The sequence below is a fragment of the Sporomusa aerivorans genome, from assembly GCF_041428895.1.
Classification (GTDB): Bacteria; Bacillota; Negativicutes; order Sporomusales; family Sporomusaceae; genus Sporomusa; species Sporomusa aerivorans.
This window is the reverse complement of sequence record NZ_CP156926.1, coordinates 950,754-973,064: the sequence shown is the minus strand read 5'-3', so window position 1 is coordinate 973,064 and position 22,311 is coordinate 950,754. Positions and strand designations below refer to the sequence as shown.

At 48.8% G+C, this 22,311-nt stretch carries 15 protein-coding genes and 2 riboswitches; of the genes, 5 read left to right on the top strand and 10 right to left on the bottom strand.

Going from position 1 to position 22,311, the window contains the following annotated elements; all coding sequences use genetic code 11:
- Positions 1–56: 56 nt before the first annotated feature.
- From SATMO3_RS04375 to SATMO3_RS04350, 6 genes are all read right to left on the bottom strand, one after another.
- Positions 57–1,985 carry a serine protein kinase gene (locus SATMO3_RS04375; RefSeq protein ID WP_371378017.1) on the bottom strand — a complete coding sequence of 643 codons (1,929 nt, stop codon included), beginning with the start codon at positions 1,983–1,985 and terminating at the stop codon, positions 57–59.
- Positions 1,986–2,293: 308 nt separating this feature from the next.
- Complete coding sequence (locus SATMO3_RS04370; RefSeq protein WP_371378015.1) at positions 2,294–4,327, bottom strand: methyl-accepting chemotaxis protein; 2,034 nt, start codon at positions 4,325–4,327, stop codon at positions 2,294–2,296.
- A gap of 100 nt (positions 4,328–4,427) precedes the next feature.
- Positions 4,428–4,515, bottom strand: a riboswitch (cyclic di-GMP riboswitch).
- 57 nt (positions 4,516–4,572) lie between these two features.
- Complete coding sequence (locus tag SATMO3_RS04365; RefSeq protein ID WP_371378012.1) at positions 4,573–6,750, bottom strand: HD domain-containing phosphohydrolase; 2,178 nt, start codon at positions 6,748–6,750, stop codon at positions 4,573–4,575.
- A gap of 233 nt (positions 6,751–6,983) precedes the next feature.
- Positions 6,984–7,811 (bottom strand): phosphoenolpyruvate hydrolase family protein, encoded by an 828-nt coding sequence (locus tag SATMO3_RS04360; RefSeq protein ID WP_371378009.1) that lies wholly within the window; start codon positions 7,809–7,811, stop codon positions 6,984–6,986.
- Complete coding sequence (locus SATMO3_RS04355) at positions 7,784–9,040, bottom strand: Tm-1-like ATP-binding domain-containing protein (protein WP_371378007.1); 1,257 nt, start codon at positions 9,038–9,040, stop codon at positions 7,784–7,786. The genes SATMO3_RS04360 and SATMO3_RS04355 overlap by 28 nt, the downstream gene beginning before the upstream one ends.
- A 174-nt stretch (positions 9,041–9,214) precedes the next feature.
- The gene (locus tag SATMO3_RS04350; RefSeq protein ID WP_371378004.1) at positions 9,215–10,426 is read right to left on the bottom strand and encodes a phosphoenolpyruvate hydrolase family protein; all 1,212 of its coding nucleotides are present in this window, start codon (positions 10,424–10,426) and stop codon (positions 9,215–9,217) included.
- Between the two features lie 320 nt (positions 10,427–10,746).
- Positions 10,747–10,916: riboswitch (M-box (ykoK) riboswitch) on the top strand.
- Positions 10,917–11,012: 96 nt separating this feature from the next.
- Here SATMO3_RS04350 and SATMO3_RS04345 point away from each other — a divergent pair.
- The 3 genes from SATMO3_RS04345 to SATMO3_RS04335 all read left to right on the top strand — a co-directional run bounded on the left by SATMO3_RS04345 (position 11,013) and on the right by SATMO3_RS04335 (position 14,151).
- Complete coding sequence (locus SATMO3_RS04345; protein ID WP_371378001.1) at positions 11,013–11,162, top strand: hypothetical protein; 150 nt, start codon at positions 11,013–11,015, stop codon at positions 11,160–11,162.
- 61 nt (positions 11,163–11,223) lie between these two features.
- Positions 11,224–12,855, top strand: a complete 1,632-nt coding sequence (locus tag SATMO3_RS04340; protein ID WP_371377998.1) for an ABC transporter permease — start codon at positions 11,224–11,226, stop codon at positions 12,853–12,855.
- Positions 12,856–12,870: 15 nt separating this feature from the next.
- Positions 12,871–14,151: a nitrate/sulfonate/bicarbonate ABC transporter ATP-binding protein gene (locus SATMO3_RS04335; RefSeq protein WP_371377995.1), complete on the top strand. Its 1,281-nt coding sequence runs from the start codon at positions 12,871–12,873 to the stop codon at positions 14,149–14,151.
- A gap of 72 nt (positions 14,152–14,223) precedes the next feature.
- Here SATMO3_RS04335 and SATMO3_RS04330 read toward each other — a convergent pair whose 3' ends face one another.
- The gene (locus SATMO3_RS04330) at positions 14,224–15,540 is read right to left on the bottom strand and encodes an MFS transporter (protein ID WP_371377992.1); all 1,317 of its coding nucleotides are present in this window, start codon (positions 15,538–15,540) and stop codon (positions 14,224–14,226) included.
- Between the two features lie 869 nt (positions 15,541–16,409).
- On the opposite strand from SATMO3_RS04330, the gene SATMO3_RS04325 reads away from it, so the two are divergent.
- Positions 16,410–16,823, top strand: a complete 414-nt coding sequence (locus tag SATMO3_RS04325; protein ID WP_371377989.1) for a hypothetical protein — start codon at positions 16,410–16,412, stop codon at positions 16,821–16,823.
- A 48-nt stretch (positions 16,824–16,871) separates the two neighbouring features.
- Positions 16,872–17,006, top strand: coding sequence for a hypothetical protein (locus SATMO3_RS04320; RefSeq protein ID WP_371377986.1), 135 nt, complete (start codon positions 16,872–16,874; stop codon positions 17,004–17,006).
- A 109-nt stretch (positions 17,007–17,115) separates the two neighbouring features.
- Here the strand turns inward: SATMO3_RS04320 and SATMO3_RS04315 are convergent, their stop codons facing one another.
- From SATMO3_RS04315 to nifJ, 3 genes are all read right to left on the bottom strand, one after another.
- Positions 17,116–17,415: a putative quinol monooxygenase gene (locus SATMO3_RS04315; protein ID WP_371377983.1), complete on the bottom strand. Its 300-nt coding sequence runs from the start codon at positions 17,413–17,415 to the stop codon at positions 17,116–17,118.
- Positions 17,416–17,433: 18 nt separating this feature from the next.
- Positions 17,434–18,006, bottom strand: coding sequence for a flavin reductase family protein (locus SATMO3_RS04310; protein WP_371377981.1), 573 nt, complete (start codon positions 18,004–18,006; stop codon positions 17,434–17,436).
- 291 nt (positions 18,007–18,297) lie between these two features.
- Positions 18,298–21,852, bottom strand: coding sequence for a pyruvate:ferredoxin (flavodoxin) oxidoreductase (gene nifJ / locus SATMO3_RS04305; protein ID WP_371377978.1), 3,555 nt, complete (start codon positions 21,850–21,852; stop codon positions 18,298–18,300).
- Between the last annotated feature and the right edge of the window lie 459 nt (positions 21,853–22,311).

Here is a 22,311-nt window from a genome sequence, read left to right as displayed (position 1 = left end):
GGTCGGTACTCGTACCTTGACCAGATTAATTCTAAATATCCAAGCCGGCCAAGGTACTAATCCTTCCAGAGGTTGTTGGCCGCATATTTTAAGATGACATTGCAGCAGTGGCTGCAGTATCCGCTCCGCGTCATTTCCTCCACCATGGCGTTGTATTTGCCGTCCTGTTCCTTATCGCGCACTTTGGCTTTGGTAACCACCCGCGACAGTTCCTTAACCGACGCTGTCAGTTTTTTCTCGATGGCTTCCTTCAGCGGCTCGTAGCTCTTATAGTCAATCTTGGCGCCGGTGCGCAGCAGCGAAAACATGTACGAGGTAACATCCTGGCGGAAGCCCAGGGCCGCCGTGCCGGTTATGCCAATCTGCTCCTCAATCGACTGCAGGAAGCGGACATCAGGCTCCAGTTCCTCGCCGGTATTCAGGTCTTTGAGCTTGGTAGCATTGACAAAAGCCTCGGAATGATCGAGATAGTTGTTAAACAAACTCTCGGCCTGTTCCTGATAACCATGAATAAAGGCCCGGGTCACTTCTTTCTCCAGCAGCCGGTTGTACTCTTTCTTGATAGTGTCCTGCAACAGACCCAGGTAGCGTTTTTTCTCATCCTCGGCAATGACCATTTCCTTGACGGCTTTTACCAGGGTGTCCAGTACCGCGATGGGATTGATGCAGTTGTGCTCCGACTCCGACAGGGTGGTATCAATGGCTTTCATGATAAACCGGGTGGAAATGCCGCTCATGCCTTCCCGCGCGGCTTCTTCCTTAAGCTCCATGATATCCACTTTTTTGGTGGAGCCTTTCTCGACAATTTCTTCTCCGTTGTATATTTTGAGCTTGGTCAGCGGTTCCACCTTGGCGGTGGGCGCCAACCGGGTCATGATGGCAAACATGGAGGCCACCTCGATGGTATGGGGTGCGATATGGGCGTTAAATGAACTGTTTTTCAACATTTTTTCATAAATCTTGACTTCTTCATCCAGCTCCAGGCAATACGGCACTTCCACTTTGACGATCCGGTCCAGAATAGCCTCATTGGTATGATCGGACTTAAATTTGTTCCATTCGGCCTCATTGGAATGGGCCAGAATAATGCCGTCAAAATAAATCATCGAGCCTTTACCGGGAGAAGGGATGGATTTCTCCTGCGTAGCGGTAATCATGGTATGCAGGTATTCAACATCGTTTTTGAAAACCTCAATAAATTCGACAATGCCGCGGTTGCCGACATTAAAAGCGCCGTTTAGCGCCAGTACCCGCGGATCATCTTCCGGGTACATATCCATCTTGGAAATATCGACTGAACCGGATAACACCGAAGTGTCCTGGTTATTGGGGTCAACGGGCGGCACCACGCCGACGCCTTTACGGGCGCGGATGGAAAACTCGGAAACCGTTACCGGGAAGCGCTCAAATTCGCCGTGATATTCATGTTTTAAGCGGTAACGGCAAACCGGGCACAAATCACCTTCGATCTTAACACCGAGAATCTTTTCAAACTCCGGCCTCAGATGCTTGGGAATAAGATGCAGCGGGTCCTCCCGCATGGGGCAGTCTTGAATGACATAAACCGGCGGGCTCATTTCCAGCGCCTTTTTCAGCGCCTCCATGAGCGACGACTTGCCGGCCCCTACCGGCCCGACCAGATATAATACCTGACGGGCTTCTTCCCCCTTCATGGCTGCAGAATGAAAATAGCGCATGATTTTCATGATGCTTTTATCAATTCCGTAAAAATCATTCTCAAAAAATTTATACCTACGCAGGGTATCACTGCCGTAAATCCGCTTAAGCCTCGGGTTCTCCTCGGTTTTAACCGTTGCTGCACCGGGTGTTGACAAAAGCTCATACATCCGTTGATGAGCCAGCATGGCAACTTTGGGATTTTCCTTGACAATAGCCAGATAATCCAGCAGTGTCCCGGAAAAATGCTGCTGCTTCCTGCTTTCACGGTCAGTTTGAATCAGACTGGCAAAATCAAAGTTACCCATACTCGGCCTCCTTAAAAATAATTAATAGTTATCCGGGTGGTGCTCCACCACATCTGACATATCAGGCTCATCCATTGTTAAATCAAGATCGGTTTCAACCATATTGTCAATCATTTTGTACACCACACCTCCATTCAAAGAGACATTTGTCTCTTGGGTTAGTATAAATATATCAAATTTATGTAAACTTGTCTAAAGGATGTTTGTACCAAAGCTGGTTACTTCTCCTGTTCTTGTTTGGGCAAAATAAATCCCCCGGCTACTGCCAGGGGATTTATTTCTTATAGTAATATTATGATGTGACCGGATTATAAGCGGAATCTTGCTATACTGGCCTGCAAGTCAGCAGCCAGCATTGCCAGACTCTGACTGGAGGAGGCAATCTGCTGCATGGCTGCCGACTGTTCCTCTGTGGCCGCTGAAATAGTCTCTGACTCTGATGCGGCGTTTGCACTGGCTGTATTAATTTCCTGAATGGATGTAAGCAAGGTCCTGTTACTGGCATCTATCTGCTGGATGGCTGCCGCAATATCCTGAATTTGCCTTGCTATGGAAAGAATGGACTCCACTATATTATTAAAACTCTCACCGGTGCTGTGGACAAGAGAAATACCTGTCTGAACGCCTGCAGTTCCGTTTTGCATAGTGATAACAACATCTTTGAGATTGGCATCATTTTTTTCGATCAGTGCACTAATTTTACCTGCAGCGTGACTGGATTCCTCGGCCAGCTTCCGGACCTCATCCGCGACAACGGCAAAGCCCCGCCCCTGTTCTCCCGCTCTCGCCGCTTCAATGGCGGCGTTTAAAGCCAGCAGATTGGTCTGCCCGGCAATTGAGGATATTAGTGTGACAATTTCCCTGATCTCCTGAGAGCTTTTGCTTAATTCACCGATAGTCGCCTGCGTAGTGTTTGTATTCTCCCCGATTTCGCTCATCTGCGTTACGGCTTGCTCTGCAGACGTACGGCCTTGTTTCGCTGCCGCAGCAGTGTCTTCAGCAATTTGCGATAAGTCTTTTGCTGTTTGCGCAATCTGATTTACTTCTTCGGCCATTGCCCGGGATCTCGCAGTGATTTGATTAACTGTTGCAACCTGATTTTCAGCGCTCCGGGCAATTTCCGTGATCGAGCCGGCTACCTGATTAGCGGCATCTGCCGATTGATGGGCACTTGCCGTCAGTTCTTCACTGGAAGCGGCAAGCAATTCCGATTGGGAAAGAACATTGGTGACCAGAGTCCGCAGACTGGTGCGCATGTCCCGAAACCCCTGCGCCAACTGTCCCACTTCATCATGAGACAAGACCCTGCCCTGCTGATCGCGTAGGTCCCCCTGCGCCAGCAGCAGGCATTCGTCTCTGATCAAGGCAATCGGCTTTGAAAGAATTTTACTGAGATAAAGAATAAACAGCGCAGCCAGAACAAGGCAGAAGAACGACCCGGTCAGCATGGCGTATGTCAATGAAGTTACCGCCTGTGCAGCCTCAGCCTCCGGCGCCGTTACAATTAAGATCCAGGGATTACTGCCCGGCAGCTGAATGGGAGTAAATACACCAACCTTGGTTATCCCGTCAACAAACTTGTAAGTCCCCCGTACCGGCTTGCCGGTTTGGGCAGCAGTTTTAAACAGGCTGATAAAATGATCATCCAGTTCCGTTTCTTTTACATTGAGTGCCGGATCAACTTTCTTTTCGGTAAAATTTAATTTGCCAACCAAGTCCGGTAATTTGGTATGGATGATAAGTTTGCCGCTATTGTCGGCAATAACGCCGTACCCTGTACTCAGAAATCGCATGTCTTTAATCAGCGTTGTCAACTTATCCAATGATACTGTACCCGTTAATACGCCTGTCAGCTGATCGCCGTAAAGGAGCGGTACCGCCACATTCACAGCCACTTTGCCGGTGGTTTTTGAAATAAGAACTTCGGAAACCACCGCCTTTTTGGTAGCTATAACCTGTTTAAAATATGCACGTTCGCCCAGTTGGGTAGTACTTCCGTCAGGACGCAGAGCCAAACCGTCGGTAGCAATATAGGTTACATTTTCCAGGTTGCCCAGCCGCTTGGCGCAATCCTGCAAAGTCTCCTGCAATTGCTTCTTATCGGCCGGATTATACAAGCCTTTATTGGTGGAGAATGCTTCCAGTTGCAGCACTGCCCCCTGAACATAAGCCTCGATACGATTAGAGTAATCATTCCCAATCGCTATTGCGTTCTCTTCCACGCTCGCCGACAGGGCCTGCTCCGCCCGATAATAGTTGACACCTACTAATAATCCAAAGGTTAAAATCAAAAAGGGCAACAGAATTAAGAGAAGTCTAGTTTTCATACTGGTGATTTTCATAACAATAACCTTCCTTTCATTTTTTTCTTGAACTGTTGCTGTTACTATTCTTACTATCCTGTCTTAAATGAAAATGAAAAAAGATTGCCGGAATGCAACTAACTGCAACCTGGCAATCCTGAGCACACACAGCTTGTAGACCCACGGCTTTGCGTCCTTATCTTTCGATAAGTTTGCTGAATTTGATCTGAAACACACTTCTGTTCCTTTTCTACATATTTCGGGACAAATTGGCAAAATCCTCCTTAAATGTTGCATTCTTTTTCTACTGTTTTTAACAGCAAGCTCACCAGTCGGGGATCAAACTGTTTTCCCGAATGAGCCTGCATTTCCCGGTTTGCTTCCTCCCGTGAAGCCGCCTTACGGTATGAGGTATTGCGCTGCATAGCATCATAGGAGTCGGCAATAGCGACTATTCTGCTAATTAAAGGAATGCCCTCTCCTTTTATTTTATCCGGATAACCGGAACCGTCCCATCGTTCATGATGGCTGGTAATATATTCGGCTACAGGAAGAAGTTCGGCAACTGCTTTCGCCAGACGCCCGCCAAGCTCTGCATGCGCCCTTATTTGCACCCATTCCGCTTCCGTTAATTGACCACATTTTACAAGAATCTCCCGGGGAACTCCCACTTTTCCTATATCATGATAGTGGGCTGCAAGTTCGAGCTGGCGTAACGCCTGATCATCTAAAAGCAGTGCCTTCCCCAGCTTGAGCGCCCATTTCTTTACGCCTTCGATATGGTCGAAAAAGCCGTGGTCATTTTTGCCGGCAGTTTGCATTAGTGTTGTCAGCAGCATTTGGCGGTTGTGCGCCCGGTTGCGGTTCTTTTCCTGGTACATATGGTTATCAGCCTCACTGATGACGTCTTCCAGCTTAAGCGGCAATTTGGTTGCAGCCGCGCCACCGGTCGAGATTGCCAGCGGAAGTTCAGGATGTATCCTGTTATGTTCATCCACCGTAGACCGCAGACGTTTTATCCCGGCAAGTACTTCGTCTAACTCCGCGCCAGGCATTATCACCGCAAATTCATCGCCGCCGATCCGTGCTACTGTCACGTGAGAAGAAAAACTTTGGACAATACTGTTGGCAGCCGCCCGGATTAAATCATCGCCGGCTTTATGGCCCAAGGTATCGTTAATAAGTTTCAAGCCGTCTACATCGCAGATAGCAACCCCTACCGGTGCCTGCTGCAAAGACTGCAGACGGCTGACTTCCTCCTCAAAGTAGGTCCGGTTGTGAATCTGAGTAAGCTGGTCCTGTGTACTCAGCTTGCGGTATTTAGTTTCGGCAACAATCAACGCCGCATTGCGGTCATATAGAAGTGCGATGTGTTCATTAATAGTTCCCAGCATGATATTAAAGGCATTGCACAAGCCGCGGACTTCAACAGGCGCAAAGGAAAATTTTTCTTCAGAGATTGTATGTGAATAGTCGCCGTATTGTGCTCCCTGGGACGCAGAAAGCAGCATTAGTATCGGTCTTTGAATACTTTTGGACATTAACCAGGTTAACAATAAAGCAAACAACAGGATGATGGCGCTGCCAATAACAGCTTTTTGAATGAGAGTATACAGCGGTAGCAGAACTTCCTGTTCATCTATCTCTATTAATAATACCCAGTCTCTGTCCGGAACCCACTGATATGCGCCTATTACCTCGGTGCCTCTGTGATTGATATAGCGGTCTGCCCCGGATAATCCTGATTTTGCCCGCCAGTATCCCTCATTATTTTCCATGCTTTCGCTACCAGTTCCATTTGAACCTGTCTGGGCAATAATATGAGCACTTTTGTCAATCAAATAAGCTCTGCCGGTTTGTCCAAATTCAAATTCTTGTATTACATTTTCTAATTTTCGGGCAGAAACGGTTGCAAAAACAATACCACTTACGTTGTTTGCATTATTCATTACCGGTTGGGAGAATATGATAACTTTTTCACCGGTAGCCCGCCCGACCAAAATTTCGGTAATAGCCGGTTTCCCCTGTATACCGAGGCGAAAATACTCGCGATTGCTAACGTCAGTGCCAGGAGGGGCAATAGTATCCACTTTAGTTACCCCGCCTTTGTCTACAAATACATAACCGTTGAAATCTTTACTGCTGGTCAGCGCCGCATTGAAATCATACAGCATAGTCTCTGTGTTGAGGTGACGTACCGAATAAAGCTGGGCTACCGTCGCCACGGTATTGGAGTGATCACGAAACCAATCGTTTATCGACTGCGCCTGTTCTTCTACTGATTTATCCAGAAACTGTTTGCTTTCCTGGATTCTAAGCTCCCGCTCGTGCCAGATATACAGTACGCCTAAACTGATTATTACTGTAATTAGAATCACTGAAGTTAGAATCATCAAGCGTGTGCCTATGGTCTGCTGCTGCAATCGCTGCACTATTCCTGTTTTTTTTAGATAGCTGGACATGGTTGCACTCCTTGATCATAAGTTAAATACAAGTACAATAATAACTGAGTTACTTTCGCTGCCAAAAAACAAAATCCTTTAGTAAAAATTATAGTTTGCCGTAAAAAATATAGAAATAGTGCCGTAAAATCATTCCGGCCAGCTATTTCACAAAAAAGTCATATTCCGCACAAAATAAAGCTCCTGCTGAAATATCCATAATTCAGCAGGAGCCCGTCTGATCTTATCGGAATTTATTTCCTGATGGCCTTGAATGCCTCGGTTTGCTGCTTGATCCCCACTTCGGTGGCAAACCGCTCGATGCTGGAAGCACCGAAGAAACCTTCCACATCATGGGTGTTGGCAATGATGTACCGGGCGTCTTCCGGCTCGGCGATAGGACCGCCGTGGCATAATATAATTATGTCCGGATTGACCGCTTTGCCGGCATCGCAGATAGCCTGGACCTTAGCCACACAATCATCAAGCGTCAGGGCTGTTTTGGCGCCGATCGTGCCCTTGGTCGTCAAACCCATATGAGCCACAAGGATGTCGGCGCCGGCTTTGGTCATTTTTACGGCCTGCTCGGTATCGAAAACATAGGGCGAGGTCACCATATCAAGTTCATGGGCTTTTTTGATCATGTCCACTTCCAGATCATAACCCATGCCAGTCTCTTCCAGGTTCTGCCGGAATACGCCGTCAATCAGACCCACCGTGGGAAAGTTCTGCACGCCGGCGAAACCCTGCTCTTTCAACTGCTTTAAAAATACTTCCATAATGCGGAACGGGTCGGTACCACACACGCCGGCCAAAACTGGGGTGTGCTTAACCACCGGCAACACCTCGGCCCCCATTTCCACAACGATTTTATTGGCGTCGCCGTAGGATAACAGTCCGGCAAGTGAGCCCCGGCCGGCCATTCTGTATTTGCCGGAGTTATAGATAATAATCAGATCAACGCCGCCGGCTTCGCCGCTTTTAGCCGATATGCCGGCCCCGGCCCCTGCCCCGACGATAATTTTACCGGCGGCAATTTCCGCCTTCAGCTTTTTCAGTACTTCACTTCTGGTTTGCAACATAACAAACGCCTCCTAGCTGTTTTTTCCTTAAGCATCGCGACCAGTTTTTGCGCGGCTGCAGTCGAAAATTCAGGGTCATTGATATTGGCATTGATTTCGATGATTTCAACCAGCGGATTGGTTATGCTCTCCTTCAGGGTTTTAAACAGCATGGCATCCTCTTCCGGACCGTAGAAAGGCTGTCCGGGGGCATCAATCATCGAGACGCCCTTGAGCGGCAGCAAGAGCGCCGCCTTGCCTGTGCACATATTTAATTTTGCGGCAATCGCCAAACCCAGCTGCCGGTTTTCCTCAACAGTGGTTCGCATCAGGGTGACCGTCGGATTGTGTTTATAGAAGTTACGTCCGTTATATTTACCCGGAACCGTGGCAATTGGTCCAAAGTTTACCATATCGAGGGCGCCGGCTGAGACAACCTGCGGGATTTGATTAAGGGCGGCCCCTTCCAGTCTTTTATCCCCGGCGGCCATGTTGCCGCCCATAAGTTCATCGCACCATTCAGTGGTGGTAATGTCAAAAACGCCTTCAATATAGCCGTCCCTGATCAGTGCCTCCATAGCTTTGCCGCCTGTGCCTGTGGCGTGAAAGATCAGGACCTCATAGCCCTGCTCTTCTAAATATTCCCTGGCCTGGTTGACACAGGGCGTTGTCACCCCGAACATGGAAGCCGCAATTAATGGTTTCTTGTCCAGCACTTTGTTTACTTCAAACTTAACCATACCGGCGATTGCCAGTGCCGCATTGGTAAAGATTTTGGTAGATATGGAGTTTAAACCGGCCACATCGACAATGGAAGGATACATAAAAATATCACTTGAACCCACATACATGGAAACATCGCCGGCAGCCACCGTGGAAACCATTACTTTGGGTACACCAACCGGCAAAGCCCGCATGCCGGGAGTAACCATGGAAGTACCGCCGCTTCCGCCGCAAGAGATGATACCGTCAAATTTGCCTGCCGCGTACAGCTTGGGCAACAGTTTTTCCAGGCCCCGGGCGAGTACATCAGTCGCCGTAGCCCGGTCTTTTCTCGTCGCGATTTCCTTGATATCGGCGCCGACAACGCTGGCAATCTCTTCATTGGAAACGTCGGCTGCCAATTTGGACTCAAACACACCGGTGTGAATCATAAAGGTCTTCAAGCCCAGGCTTTGAATAATGTCCTTAAGATAAGCAAATTCAAGACTTTTGGAATCAAAGGTTCCGGCAATCGCCACTGTTTTCATCCGAATCCCTCCCCATTATGAATTGACGGATATTAGCTGAAGTTTCTGCCTATTAATAAAATAATACTGTATATTCAGATAAATTTACATGTATTTTTGTCTTATATTCATGTATTTATGTGCGATCTACAATAATTTAAAACTGCATTTACTTCCCGCTGCAACAGACAGGAATTAAATGCGGTTATCGGCGTTTTTGCAGTGTTGTTGATATTGTTCCGGTGAAATGCCGGTCAGTCTTTTTAAAGTTTTACTGAAATGCGCGTAGTCTTTAAAGCCGGCCATGTTCGCGACTTCGTTCAGCCTGATATTGTTAACCTTCATGATTTCTTTGGCTTTGCTGATTCGAAACTGGACTAAATATTCGGGAAAAGTGCAGCCTACTTCTTTTTTAAAGAGGGCACTCAGGTGTGAGCGGGAAACATGAGCAACTTTGGCCAGATCGGAAAATAATACTTCATTCCGGTAATTAACGGCCACATACTCTTTCACAAAATCAACATAGTCATAGTGCTTCTTTACGCCCTCAATCATCTTGACCAGAAGCTCATCCTGCTCAAGATCGCCCGTTTGCTTAAAAGCCCTGGTAATATTGGTGATGGCGTCTTCCGAGGGTATTCTTTCGAAGGAAGAGCCGCCAATATACCCCATGGTTTTGGTATTGTTGTACATAAAGTTTAAATCGGTAGGCGTTTTGACCGGACCGCCGTAGATCATTTTAATAACATCGGGATTCACTTGATCACAGGCCTGAAAAATTTCTGCGGCAACAAGTTGGGCCGAGTGCAGTGACAACACTTTTTTAGCGCCGATATAGCCGCCTTTTGTCAGCCCCAAATGCGCACAGATCAGGTCGGCGCCGGCCTGTAACATGGCGGTTGCCTGCCGGGCATCAAAAACAAAAGCCAGGGTAAACAGGTTCCTGGCATGGGCAATGCTCACGGCCTCAACCTCCCGTTCATACGCTATGCCGTCCTCCTCCAGCGCTTCCCGGAATTGCCCGTCGATCATGCCAACTGTGGGAAAGTTGTTAATACCGGCAAAACCCCAGGCACTAATCCGGCCGATATATTGCTCCAGGTCAATGGTCGGGTCGGTGGCATTCAGGCCAAAGATGACCGGAACACCCGGGGCTGCCGGTATGATCTCCCGCGTACCAAACTCCATGACCAATTCGTTACAGTTGGCAAACGGCAGCCAGCCGGCCAGCGAACTTTGCCCCATCTGCCTAAAACGCCCCGAGTTCAGAGCCAGCAGCATATCAGCGCCGCCCTTTAACGCATACTTGGCCGTAATGCCTGCGCCTGCAGCCACACCGATAATGTGCCCGTGAATACGAATTTGGGTTTTCAGTTTACTCAATACCTGCTCCCGCTGCCAAGCCACATTGCCTCATCCTTCCCTCTGAAAATAAGACGACCAACTGCCTTATCAGTTGCTATTAACCTTCGCGTTCTTAACCGGCAGGCCCTGCCGGAAAAAAAGAAACTTGTCATCCCTGGTGCTTGATTAAGGCCGCTGCAAGCACCGCGAGCTTTCGTCTATTTTGCCATCAGTCTCCCTTGCTTGCAACATTCCAAGCCCATATTACATATATTATCAATAACTAAACATCTACGCACTCATGTTAAAAAATTTTTACATGGGAGGATTATTGACATTCTATTCCACCGGTATTATAGTTGGTGTGGAATTACAAGTAAATAGCGCTTCCTCGTTAGGTGAGGCTCCTGTATAAACATAGGCCACTGCCCGGAAATGTCGAAAGACGCCAATGGGTAGAACAGGTATTACCGGCATAAGGTTTTACTTAAGGTGGCTGAGTGATTGAGCTCTACGTTATACAGTGTCAAAACTCAAACGAGTGGGGAGGTCGCAGCTGGCATTATTTTTTGTCTTGCCATTTTCTCTGCTTATAAGGCCTTCCCCTGCACGGGAAGGTCTTTTTACTTCTAAAGGAGGTGGGTTTGCTATGGATACAGATGGCCCTGAGCCGGCTAACCCGGTGCCCAAGCGCCTGCCGGCGCATATGGCCGGCAAAACAAACAAAAATGCATTAGGAAGTGATTTATATGGCCGTATTCACGTCGCACATCCCCACCCGCCGGTTTGGTCTCACTGACATCTTTGTGATCGCTTTCGTCTTCGCGCTCCTGGTTTCGGTCCTCCACTTAGGGGCCGGCATGGTGATTCCCTTTTCGCCGGAAAACCAGCTTGAAATATCCACCGACCCGGCCGATTTGCCGTACTATGCCGGGCGGTCGCTGCTCAGAATGTTTATCGCCTATGGGGCTTCGCTGCTCGTCACGCTTGTTTATGGCAGTATTGCCGCCAAAAACCGTACAGCGGAAAAAGTCCTGATTCCGCTCTTAGATATTTTGCAGTCCGTACCGGTACTGGGCTTTCTCTCGGTCACCATCACCATGTTCATTGGTCTGTTTCCCGCCAGCCTCCTGGGCGTGGAACTGGCGTCCATTTTCGCCATTTTCACCGGTCAGTGCTGGAATATGACGTTTAGTTTCTATCATTCGCTTACCACCCTGCCAAAGGACCTGAAGGAAGTTTCGGCCATGCTGCGTTTTAACTGGTGGCAGCGGTTCATTCGCCTGGAAGTACCGTTTGCCATGATCGGTCTGGTGTGGAACAGCATGATGTCCTTTGGCGGCGGCTGGTTCTTTCTGGCGGCCAGCGAAGCCATCACCGTCCTTAATGAAAGCATACGCCTCCCCGGCGTCGGCTCCTTCATGGCCGCCGCAGTGGAAGATGGCAACATGCCGGCTGTTGGCTATGCCATTGTGACCATGATTGTCATGATCGTGCTAGTGGACCAACTGTTCTGGCGTCCCATCGTAGTCTGGTCGCAAAAATTCAAGATGGAACGGACAGAAGCCGTTGAAGTCCCGACTTCCTTTGTCTATGACCTCCTGCAGCGGGCCGTCTTTGTGGTCTGGATGCAAAAATACTGCTTTCGCCCTATCGCCAAAGCCGTTTACGCTGCATTTAATCTGGCCGCCCGCCTCACTAACCGGACAGCCAGCCAGTTAGAAAGCGTGACGCTGCTTTCTTATCTGGCTGCAGCCATTAAATGGATTTTATTGCTAACCATACTATACTCGGTTGGCCAGCAGGCTTACCAGGGCGGCCGCATGGTGGCCTCCCTGGGCCTTGATAAGCTGGAGGAAATCATCGCCCTTGGTTGTTATACCCTGGGGAGGGTCATGGTTTCCAGTTTGCTTGGCGTGCTATGGACCGTACCGGTCGGGGTTTGGATCGGCACCAATCCGCGCCTGAGCAAATTCTCCCAGCCTGTCGTGCAGGTGGCGGCCTCGTTCCCCGCCAATATGATTTACCCGTTCGTGGCGGTATTTTATCTTCAACATTCGGTGAATTTTGAACTCGGCTCCATCCCCCTCATGATGCTCGGCACCCAGTGGTACATCCTGTTTAACGTCATCGCCGGTGCCATGGCCATTCCTAACGATTTGAAAGAAGCAGCCAAAGTCTACAAGCTGTCCGGATGGCAAAAATGGCGCAAACTCATTCTGCCGGCCATCTTTCCTTATCTTATCACCGGGTGTATCACTGCTTCCGGCGGCGCCTGGAACGCCAGCATTATATCCGAGCTGGTTATCTGGAAAGAAGACCGGCTGAACGCCACCGGTCTGGGCAGCTTTATCAGTCAGGTCACGGCGACCGGCGATTGGCCGGACATTATTGCCGGCATTGCCGTCATGTGCGCCTTTGTGGTCGTGATCAACCGTTTGTTCTGGCGCAGGCTCTACCAACTGTCCGAAACTAAATATCATTTGAATTAAAAGGGGGAACCCGTGATGAATAAACAAACATTGATTGAACTGAAAAATGTCCAGAAAAAATGGGATGTGGGCGGCAGTAACGCCATTCCCGTCCTTGCCAGCATCAACCTATCCATCTATGTCGGAGAGTTTCTCGCCATTCTCGGTCCGTCCGGGTCAGGCAAATCCACCCTGCTCCGCATTATTGCCGGCCTGACGCCGGTCACCGCCGGCAAGGTGACCTACCTGGGACAGGAATACCAAGGTGTCAACCCCGGTGCGGCTATGGTATTTCAATCCTTCGCCCTGTTTCCCTGGCTGACGGTCCTGGAAAATGTCATGATGGGCCTGGAAGCCAGTTCCATGCCGGCAGAGGCGAAAAGAGAAAAAGCGCTGCATGCTATTGACATGATCGGCCTGGACGGGTTTGAAAATGCGTATCCGAAGGAACTGTCCGGCGGCATGCAGCAGCGCGTCGGCCTGGGCCGCGCCCTGGTGAGCGACCCAGACGTACTGTTGATGGATGAACCCTTTTCCGCCCTGGACGTGCTGACCGCCGAAAACCTGCGGCGCGATATTCTGGAACTGTGGCGGGATAAGAAAATTCCCACCAAAACCATTATCATGGTCACTCATGGCATCGAAGAAGCCGTCTATATGGCCGACCGCATCCTGGTAGTGTCCGGCAGCCCGGCCCGCATCAACACCGACATGGCTGTTGCCCTGCCTCACTGGCGGGATAAAACAGCTCCGGCATTTATCAGTCTGGTCGACAAATTGTATTCGCTGATGATGAAACGGGAAGCGGGCGACACACGCAAAATTTCTCTGCCGGAAGACAAGGAAATGGCAGCCATTCCTCATGTGTCCGCCGGGGCACTGACCGGTTTTCTGGAGCTATTGGAGGACTTAAACGAGAAAACCGATTTGTATAAATTGGCTGACCGGTTTATGATGGACAGCGAAGACTTCTTCCCCATTGTCGACGGCGCTACCCTCCTGAAATTTGCCAAGGTTTTGGATGGTGATATCGAGCTCACCCCGGAAGGTGTGCGGTTCGCTCAGGCTTCCGTACTGGAGCGCAAGGAACTCTTCCGGACCCAGCTGGTTGAAAACGTGCCTGCTGCCAGCAAAATCCTGGCCATATTGCAATCCAAATCGAACAAACGGATGAATATTGAATTTTTTGAAGACACCCTGGCCAGCTCTTTTCCGCCGTCGGAAGTTAAAAGTTATTTAGATATCCTAATCGACTGGGGACGCTATGCCGAACTGTTTGCTTATGACGAACAAAGCCGGCAGCTATTTTTGGAATAAACTCCATGTATCAGCAAGGGGGCTGCCTCAATTTTATTGAGACAGCCCCCTTCGTATCCAGGCCGGGCAAGTCTACGTATTGGATACCGCTTCTTTCTCACTGAAGCAGGCAACATTCCGCCCGCCGGTTTTGGGAACAAGCGGCCGTTCCGGCCGGACTAAAAACCAGGCCACGATGCCCACTATAGCAAAGGCGGAGGTTGTAATGATGGCCGATTGCCAGCCATAGTTGGTCGCTATCCAGGCGGTAAGCGTCGGTGCTGCTACGCCGCCCAGATTACCCCAGAAATTCATCCAGCCGGAAACCGATCCGGAAAATTTGCCGCCAAGGTCGATGCAGGCAGCCCAGCCGGCGTTGAAGGTCAGGCCAAGCGAACCGAGCGATATGGTTAGCCAAAACACATTCATGGCCGGAGTTGTGGCAACTGCACCGAGATACAGGGCAACACAGCAAATCGACAGACCAATTACCCCGGACAGGGTTCGAACCTTATATTTTGATGCACCGCCTACAATCAGCTTATCGCTGAAATAACCGGTGGCGAAGGTAACAAGACAAAGTGCTGCCCATGGAAAAGATGCCGCAATACCCATCTTCTGCAGCGAAAACTTTTGGGCTTCCATTAGATATAATGGCAACCAGGCTAAAAACACATACATGATATAATCGGTTATAAAAAACTGAATGCCAATTGCCCAAAACTGGGAAGAAGTAAGGAAGCTCTTCCACGGCGCCAGTTCTTTTTGCGGCTGGGTAGCCTCCACTGAGTCGCCTTCAATATGAGCTGCTTCGGCAGTATTGACAAACTTATTAGTGCGGGGCGATTCTGTAGCAAAATAATACCAGGCTATTGCCAAAATGATCCCGATTGCGCCAAAGATTATAAATACCGACCGCCAACCAAAGGCTAACATCAGTGCAACAGTGGCCGCCGGACCTACTACCGGGCCAAAAAATACGCCACCTAGCAAGAAAGAGGTTCCACGGGCCTTCTCATCCGCACTGAACCAGCGGTAGACAAAGCGGCTGAAGGAAGGAGCAAGCGGTCCTTCACCGATGCCAAACAGCGTACGCACCACAGCAAACATGTGCAGACTGTTGCAGGTTGCTGTTAAAGCCGTAAATATTGACCAAAAAGTGGCGGCTACCGTTATGACCACACGGTGGCCAAATAATTCGGACATGATACCGCCCGGTATTTGCATTAAGGAATAACCTACAAAAAATGCCGTTTGCAAAAGTCCCATATCCATTTTGCTAAAACTGAATTCTTTCATTATTTCGGGGGTTGCTACCGACAAATTTACGCGATCCATATAAGATATAAAGCTGATAAGAAACATGAGTACTGCCAGAAACCAGCGAAACTGGGATGATTTTTCGTTCATAGTTACCTCTCCTGTTCGATGAATGTGTGGGATATACATGAAGCTCTGAGTTAAATCTCCTCCTTTGGACTTTGGCAAATAAAAAACCTCTTATCCCTTAGATAAACTAAGGGGCAAGAGGTAATCCCGCGGTACCACCCTTATTGACCGTGCTGTTAACAACGGCCTTCTCGTCAGGTCAAACAACCCTAAGCAAATAACGGCTGCACTCATATGAGCTGAGTCCGGCGCAGCTTACTTGGCAGAATATAATCCAACCGTTAAGCTTTGCAGTTCAGGAGTGACTAAACTCTACCGGTTTGTTTCCGACTCGCACCACCCGTCAGATCTCTGTAAACGCACTCAGCAGCTTATCTCCGTCATCACTTTTAATAATTATATTTTTGTGTAAAGTTGTAAACCATCAATGCTTAAAGTATATACAACCACACAATATTCGTCAAGTGCTTTTTGTATACATTTTACATGTTAAATTTCAGCTTGTAGAAAGTGAGGTGAATTCACACTATCCGTATTTCTAAAACGGATATCGCCGGCATTTGTCTGCTTAAAACAACTATTATGAAGTATACATGTATAATTATAATCAAATACTTCATTTTTAAAATGCTTTATATTATAATATACCAAATATTAAAAGGAGGTGAATAAGATCATGTTTAGGCCATTCACATTGTGCAAAAGTAAAACGGTGAATATCTTGCAACACGCTTGTTTTGGTTTGGAACGCTCTGAAACGGCGTTGAAGCTTTCCATGGTAGCTGTTTTACGGCGTAGTGTCGTGCCAAAAGACAGTGTTCCTTTACACCTCTCCGGCTAAACTGCGTTACTGATTACAGAGAAATAACGTATTCCGGAGGTTGGTAGAAATGCATCAATATGCACAGAATCTTGGATTCGCCAGCTACACCGACCTGCTGGAGCATTCTAAGATTCTTTATTCAAAAGCAAACATAAATTGGTATGTTACCCGTCTTACCGAAGGCATGTGGGCAGCCTGGAACGGTCTGGACAGCCTGAATAACAATTATAAGAGTTTTCCATCCTATGACGAAGCTAAAAATTATATAGACCAGCTCTACTATTCCCTTTACGGTTACCCGCTGTCTATGGCTAAACTTGGGGCCAAAATCAATATTTGCTGTGAGCATTGTCATAGCAATCTGCATTTGTCTTTTATCCATGAGGATGAAAAAGTTGCCTGGCTGCTCTGTCCTAACATCTTAAACAGCGAGGAAATCCATGATAGTCTTGCAGTTCCTGTCGCTATGATCGGCGGCTAACGTCAGGCGAAAATAACAGCCTATTTCCCTTCCAGCTATGGAGGCGTTATGAAACTAGCGAAATTACTTACTGTAATGTTTCTGATTGCTGTATTGCTGACAGCTTGCGCGAATACCCGGCAGTCGGAAGACAACCGGTCATCCAGAATTGGCATACTGACGGAAAGAATGGAGCCAGCCTGATTGTTAGTCAGGCTGGCTCCATAATTGCTATGATCAGACCTGTCAACATAGTCAGTCTGTTTTATTAAATCACCACTGCTACTTTTGCCGCTGCTTAATAAAGAAGCAATTACCGTGTAATGGCCGCTACTTCTTCATATAATTCTATTGTTGGTTCTTCCTGTAAAAGTTCTTTGATTGCACTGAATAACTCTTTTAAATACGGCGTAGAGCCATGGAACGCAAGCGCTTTCTTGTCGACATATTTTTCATAAAAGAAAAATTTGCCGACATCGTTTTGGGAGCGGTGCAAAACATATTGCAACGTGCCTTTTTCCTGCTCGACGTTAGGTATTACCGCTTTCAGTGTATTTTCAAGCTCTGCCTCTTTACCTAGTTTTGCTTTCATTGTAGCTGCTAAAACTATCACGAAAATCTCTCCTTAGGTTTATTTTTTCAGCTGCAACCCCACCGAGAATGCCTGACCCAGCGCCGTTCCCACACCGTAATATGCCCTGTCAGAAGGACTGAAAGATACCGGGCTGACTTTGTCCAGGCTGGGGAGCCCGTTGTCTCCCAAAACCTTTTCATCTGCTTTTACATCAATGATTTTCCCGATAAACTGCGTATGTAAGCCAAGATCAACCGTCTGGACAAGCTCGCACTCTAAAATAAGAGGAAATTCCTGCACATAGGGCGCATCGACCAATTCACTCTTTACGACAGTTAAACCGGCGCCGGCAAATTTGTCTGTGGTTTTGCCGCTGACAATGCCGACATAATCGCTTTCCACAACATGAGCCTCTGAGGGTATACTGATTGTAAACGCCTTGCGCGCAAGTATATTGTTATAGGACGCGCGGATTTTTTGCAAAGACACGGTTACGCACGGAGGTTCGGAACAACAAATGCCCCCCCAGGCAGCAGTCATAATATTCGGTTTGCCGTCTTCTCCATAAGACCCCACCACCCAGACAGGCGTAGGCATTGCAAGCGTTTTTGCGCCTATTGATTTTTTCATCAAATCACATCCTTTAAAATATTGGGCTTAGCGAATTTATCCGACGACTAACCTGCTCTAATACCCCCACTTCCACAAGTGGGAGCGCGGTTAAGTCCCTGGATAAGGGCAACTAACCTTCATATGGGGTTAAAACCCCACCTGAAGCTAAGTCTACTTTATCGTTTCCCTGATATAACATTAATTAATATTCCTCATTTTGGCAATACGCACTTTTTGGTTTTTTAGTATCCTTTTATATACTGCCCCGTTACCAAGAAAAAAAGCAGGGACCCTAAGGTCCCCCTGCTATTATTCTTTCGTTGCCGCCGCTTCGATGGTAACAGCCTGGTATTGTCCGGCCAATCTCCGGTAGTTTGCCAATCGTTCTTTAGCATCTTGCTCGGTTTTTGCAAACAAGGCCTGGGCCATTTCCGGGAATTGCTTCTTTAGGGACGCGTAACGCACTTCTCCCAGCAGAAATTCCTCGAAATTCATTGTCGGCTCCTTGGAATCCAGCGTAAACGGATTTTTGCCGGTGTCCTTCAATTGCGGATTATAGCGGTACATAGCCCAATAGCCACTGTCCACGGCGCGCTTGGCCTCCAACTGGCTGCAGCCCATACCGGCTTTCAGGCCATGATTTATACAGGGAGCATAAGCGATAATAAGAGACGGCCCCGGATAAGCCTCGGCCTCGGCAATGGCTTTGAGGGTTTGGTTCTTGTCGGCCCCCATGGCAATCTGGGCTACATAAACATAACCGTAACTCATGGCGATCATGCCCAGATCTTTTTTCCTGGTGCGCTTGCCGCCGGCGGCAAACTTGGCAATGGCCGCCGCCGGCGTTGCTTTGGAAGACTGACCGCCGGTATTGGAGTACACTTCCGTATCAAATACCAGGACGTTGACATCTTCACCAGAGGCCAGCACATGATCCAGACCGCCAAAGCCAATATCATACGCCCAGCCGTCGCCGCCGAAAAGCCATTGCGACCGTTTCACCAGGAAGTCTTTATTCTGCTCAATTTCCTTTAGGCGAGAATCATCCCCCTTGACCGCTGCCAATGCCGCAATCAGCCGGTCGGCCCTCGCCCGTGTACCTTCCCCTTGCTCCTGTTTCGCCAACCATTCCTCACAGGCGAGCCGGAACTCCTCGCCCAGGTCCAGTTTGGCTGCAACCGCAATATCTGCGGCCAGTTTTTCGCGGACTTGCTTAACACCTAGCAGCATACCCAGACCAAATTCGGCATTATCCTCAAACAGGGAGTTCCCCCAGGCCGGTCCATGCCCCCGGGCGTTCTTAGTATAGGGGACAGACGGCGCACTGCCGGCCCAAACCGAGGAGCAACCGGTCGCATTGGCCACCATCATCCTGTCGCCAAACAATTGCGTAACCAGTTTAGCATAGGGAGTTTCCGTGCAGCCGGCGCACGCACCCGAAAATTCGAGCAGCGGCTGTTCAAATTGACTGCCTTTTACCGTGAAAGGATTCAGCGGATTGGCTTTCGGCACTGCAGTCATAGCATATTCGAATACATGCTGCTGCTGAAGTTGTGTCTCAAACGGCTGCATCTCCAGAGCTTTTTGTTTAGCCGGGCAGACCTCGGCACAATTACCGCAGCCTGTGCAATCATAAGGCGAAACCACCAGAGCAAAATGGAAGCCGCGTACGCCGGTAGCTGCTTTGCTGTTAAACCCTGCCGGCGCGTTTTCCAGTTCCTGCTCCTCGAACAATACCGGACGAATGGCCGCATGCGGACAGACATAAGCGCACTGATTGCACTGCAGGCAATGTTCGGCTAACCACCGGGGTACATCGATGGCAATACCGCGTTTCTCATAGGCGGAAGTGCCCAGCGGGAACGTGCCGTCTTCCATCCCCAGGAAGGCGCTTACCGGCAGTTTATCGCCCTCTTGCCGGTTCATTGGGATTAGTATGTTGTTAATAAAGTCTGGAGCTTCCTGAGCAGTGCCGCTTGCTTCCCAAGCACTTCCCCAGGCAGACGGTATGCTAACTCTTACACAGGCGTCTATGCCCCGGTCGATAGCGGCCTGATTCATGCTGACAACTTTTTCCCCTTTGGCTCCATACGATTTTATAACAGCCGCTTTCAGATAAGCCACAGCGTCTTCTACAGGAATGATTGCGGCTATTTTAAAGAATGCCGCCTGCATGATCATATTGATCCGGCCGCCAAGACCAAGCTCCTGGGCAATAGCGACAGCATCGACTGTATAAACGTTAATTTCATTATCAGCGATATACCGCTTCATTGCGGCAGGCAGCCGGCTGTCCAGCTCCGCTTGGCCCCAGGTGCAGTTTAACAAAAAACTGCCGGCTTTTTTTAACCCTGCCAGCACATCGTACTTATCAACATACGACTGGTTGTGGCAGGCAACAAAGTCGGCCTTGTTAATAAGATAAGGCGACTTGATCGGCTGTTCGCCAAACCGGAGATGTGAGATAGTAACGCCGCCGGACTTCTTGGCATCATAGGTAAAGTACGCCTGGGCATACATATCGGTGTGATCGCCAATAATTTGAATGGCATTCTTGTTGGCGCCAACCGTGCCATCTGAGCCAAGGCCCCAGAATTTGCAGGCTTTGGCCCCGGGTGGAGTCGTGTCAATGTCCTGGCCAAACGGCAAAGAAGTATGATTTACATCGTCAACAATACCAACCGTAAAATTGTCTTTTGGCTGCTGGGCCTTGAGGTTGTCAAACACTGCCAGAATATGACCGGGAATTACGTCCTTGCCGCCAATACCGCAGCGGCCGCCCACAATAACCGGCTGCCATTCCTTGCCGTAGAATGCGCTTTTTACATCAAGATACAGCGGTTCGGCCAGTGCTCCCATCTCCTTGGTCCGGTCCAGCACAGCAATTTTTGTAACTGTTCGCGGTATATACTTAAAGAAATGCTCAATAGAAAAGGGCCGGTACAAATGAACAGTCAACAAACCAACCTTTTCCCCCTTGGCATTCAGGAAATCAACCACTTCTTCAACGGTTTCACACATGGAACCCATAGCAATAATCATTCGTTCCGCATCGTGGGCGCCGTAGTAGTTGAAAAGATGGTACTCCCGGCCGGTAAGCACGCTAATCTGACGCATATATTCTTCGACGATTTCCGGGAGGGCCTGATGATAGCGGTTGGCCACCTCCCGCTGCTGGAAATAAATATCAGAATTCTGGACTGTGCCTTTCAAAACCGGATGATCGGGATTCAGCGCCCGCCGGCGGAACTCTTCCAGCGCGTCCCGGTCCAGCAACCGTCCTAATTCGTCATAATCAAGCACCTCAACTTTTTGAACTTCGTGAGAAGTCCGGAAGCCGTCAAAAAAGTTAAGAAAGGGAACACGACTTTTGATTGCAGCCAAATGGGCCACAGCGGCTAAATCCATAACCTGCTGAACGCTGCTCTCCGCCAGCATGGCAAACCCGGTTTGACGCGTAGCCATAACATCGGAATGATCGCCGAAAATACTGATGGCATTAGCGCCGACAACCCGGGCACTGACATGAAATACGCCAGGTAAAAGCTCGCCGGCAATTTTATACATGTTAGGAATCATTAAGAGTAAGCCCTGCGAGGCTGTATAGGTAGTTGTCAAAGCGCCGGCCTGCAGGGAACCATGCACGGCCCCGGCCGCTCCGCCTTCGGACTGCATTTCCACAATTTTCACAGTCTGCCCGAATAGGTTCTTTCTGCCCTGAGCCGCCCACTCATCCACATGTTCGGCCATATTTGACGACGGAGTAATCGGATAAATAGCCGCCACATCGGTAAAAGCATAAGAAATATAGGCTGCAGCGGTATTGCCATCCATGGTCTCTTGTTTTCTCCTGAAACTATTCATGAATCCCTCTCCCTTTTTTTAATATAAAAGCGCCCCTAATCAACGTATAGTTGAATAGGGGCGCAAATGCGCGATACCACCCTAACTTGTAACTTTATATCGGTCCATCAACCGACTCCCGGTTAACGCCCGGGCGGCGCCTCTGCCTAATCCAAACAGGGCAAGCCCTGTAATTTTCGGAGAAGAGTTCATGGGTGATTTACTCAGCAACAACTCCGCACCGGTTCTCAGCAACTCCGGCTCTCTGTGGCATACGTTCCATTGCCTTTATTCCCAATCATCACTTTTGGTTGGGTTTTTATGCTATTTTCGAATGCTTAGTGTGAATTATGGCATTTTTTTCTAGTGCTGTCAATAACTATTTTTGTACTTTTTCAAGAACAAATTCTCCATTCATCATCATATTTGTTTATCTTGTGTTTACCTCAACTCACACATCGTTCTTCGCACAGGGACAAA

What these genes read in the sequence shown, in the direction of transcription:
- SATMO3_RS04330 (WP_371377992.1), bottom strand. Translation starts at nt 15,540, where the DNA reads ATGAACGAAAAATCATCCCAGTTTCGCTGGTTTCTGGCAGTACTCATG.
- SATMO3_RS04375 (WP_371378017.1), bottom strand. Translation starts at nt 1,985, where the DNA reads ATGGGTAACTTTGATTTTGCCAGTCTGATTCAAACTGACCGTGAAAGC.
- SATMO3_RS04365 (WP_371378012.1), bottom strand. Translation starts at nt 6,750, where the DNA reads ATGTCCAGCTATCTAAAAAAAACAGGAATAGTGCAGCGATTGCAGCAG.
- SATMO3_RS04345 (WP_371378001.1), top strand. Translation starts at nt 11,013, where the DNA reads ATGGATACAGATGGCCCTGAGCCGGCTAACCCGGTGCCCAAGCGCCTG.
- nifJ (WP_371377978.1), bottom strand. Translation starts at nt 21,852, where the DNA reads ATGAATAGTTTCAGGAGAAAACAAGAGACCATGGATGGCAATACCGCT.
- SATMO3_RS04320 (WP_371377986.1), top strand. Translation starts at nt 16,872, where the DNA reads ATGAAACTAGCGAAATTACTTACTGTAATGTTTCTGATTGCTGTATTG.
- SATMO3_RS04370 (WP_371378015.1), bottom strand. Translation starts at nt 4,327, where the DNA reads ATGAAAATCACCAGTATGAAAACTAGACTTCTCTTAATTCTGTTGCCC.
- SATMO3_RS04335 (WP_371377995.1), top strand. Translation starts at nt 12,871, where the DNA reads ATGAATAAACAAACATTGATTGAACTGAAAAATGTCCAGAAAAAATGG.
- SATMO3_RS04355 (WP_371378007.1), bottom strand. Translation starts at nt 9,040, where the DNA reads ATGAAAACAGTGGCGATTGCCGGAACCTTTGATTCCAAAAGTCTTGAA.
- SATMO3_RS04310 (WP_371377981.1), bottom strand. Translation starts at nt 18,006, where the DNA reads ATGAAAAAATCAATAGGCGCAAAAACGCTTGCAATGCCTACGCCTGTC.
- SATMO3_RS04340 (WP_371377998.1), top strand. Translation starts at nt 11,224, where the DNA reads ATGGTGATTCCCTTTTCGCCGGAAAACCAGCTTGAAATATCCACCGAC.
- SATMO3_RS04325 (WP_371377989.1), top strand. Translation starts at nt 16,410, where the DNA reads ATGCATCAATATGCACAGAATCTTGGATTCGCCAGCTACACCGACCTG.
- SATMO3_RS04360 (WP_371378009.1), bottom strand. Translation starts at nt 7,811, where the DNA reads ATGTTGCAAACCAGAAGTGAAGTACTGAAAAAGCTGAAGGCGGAAATT.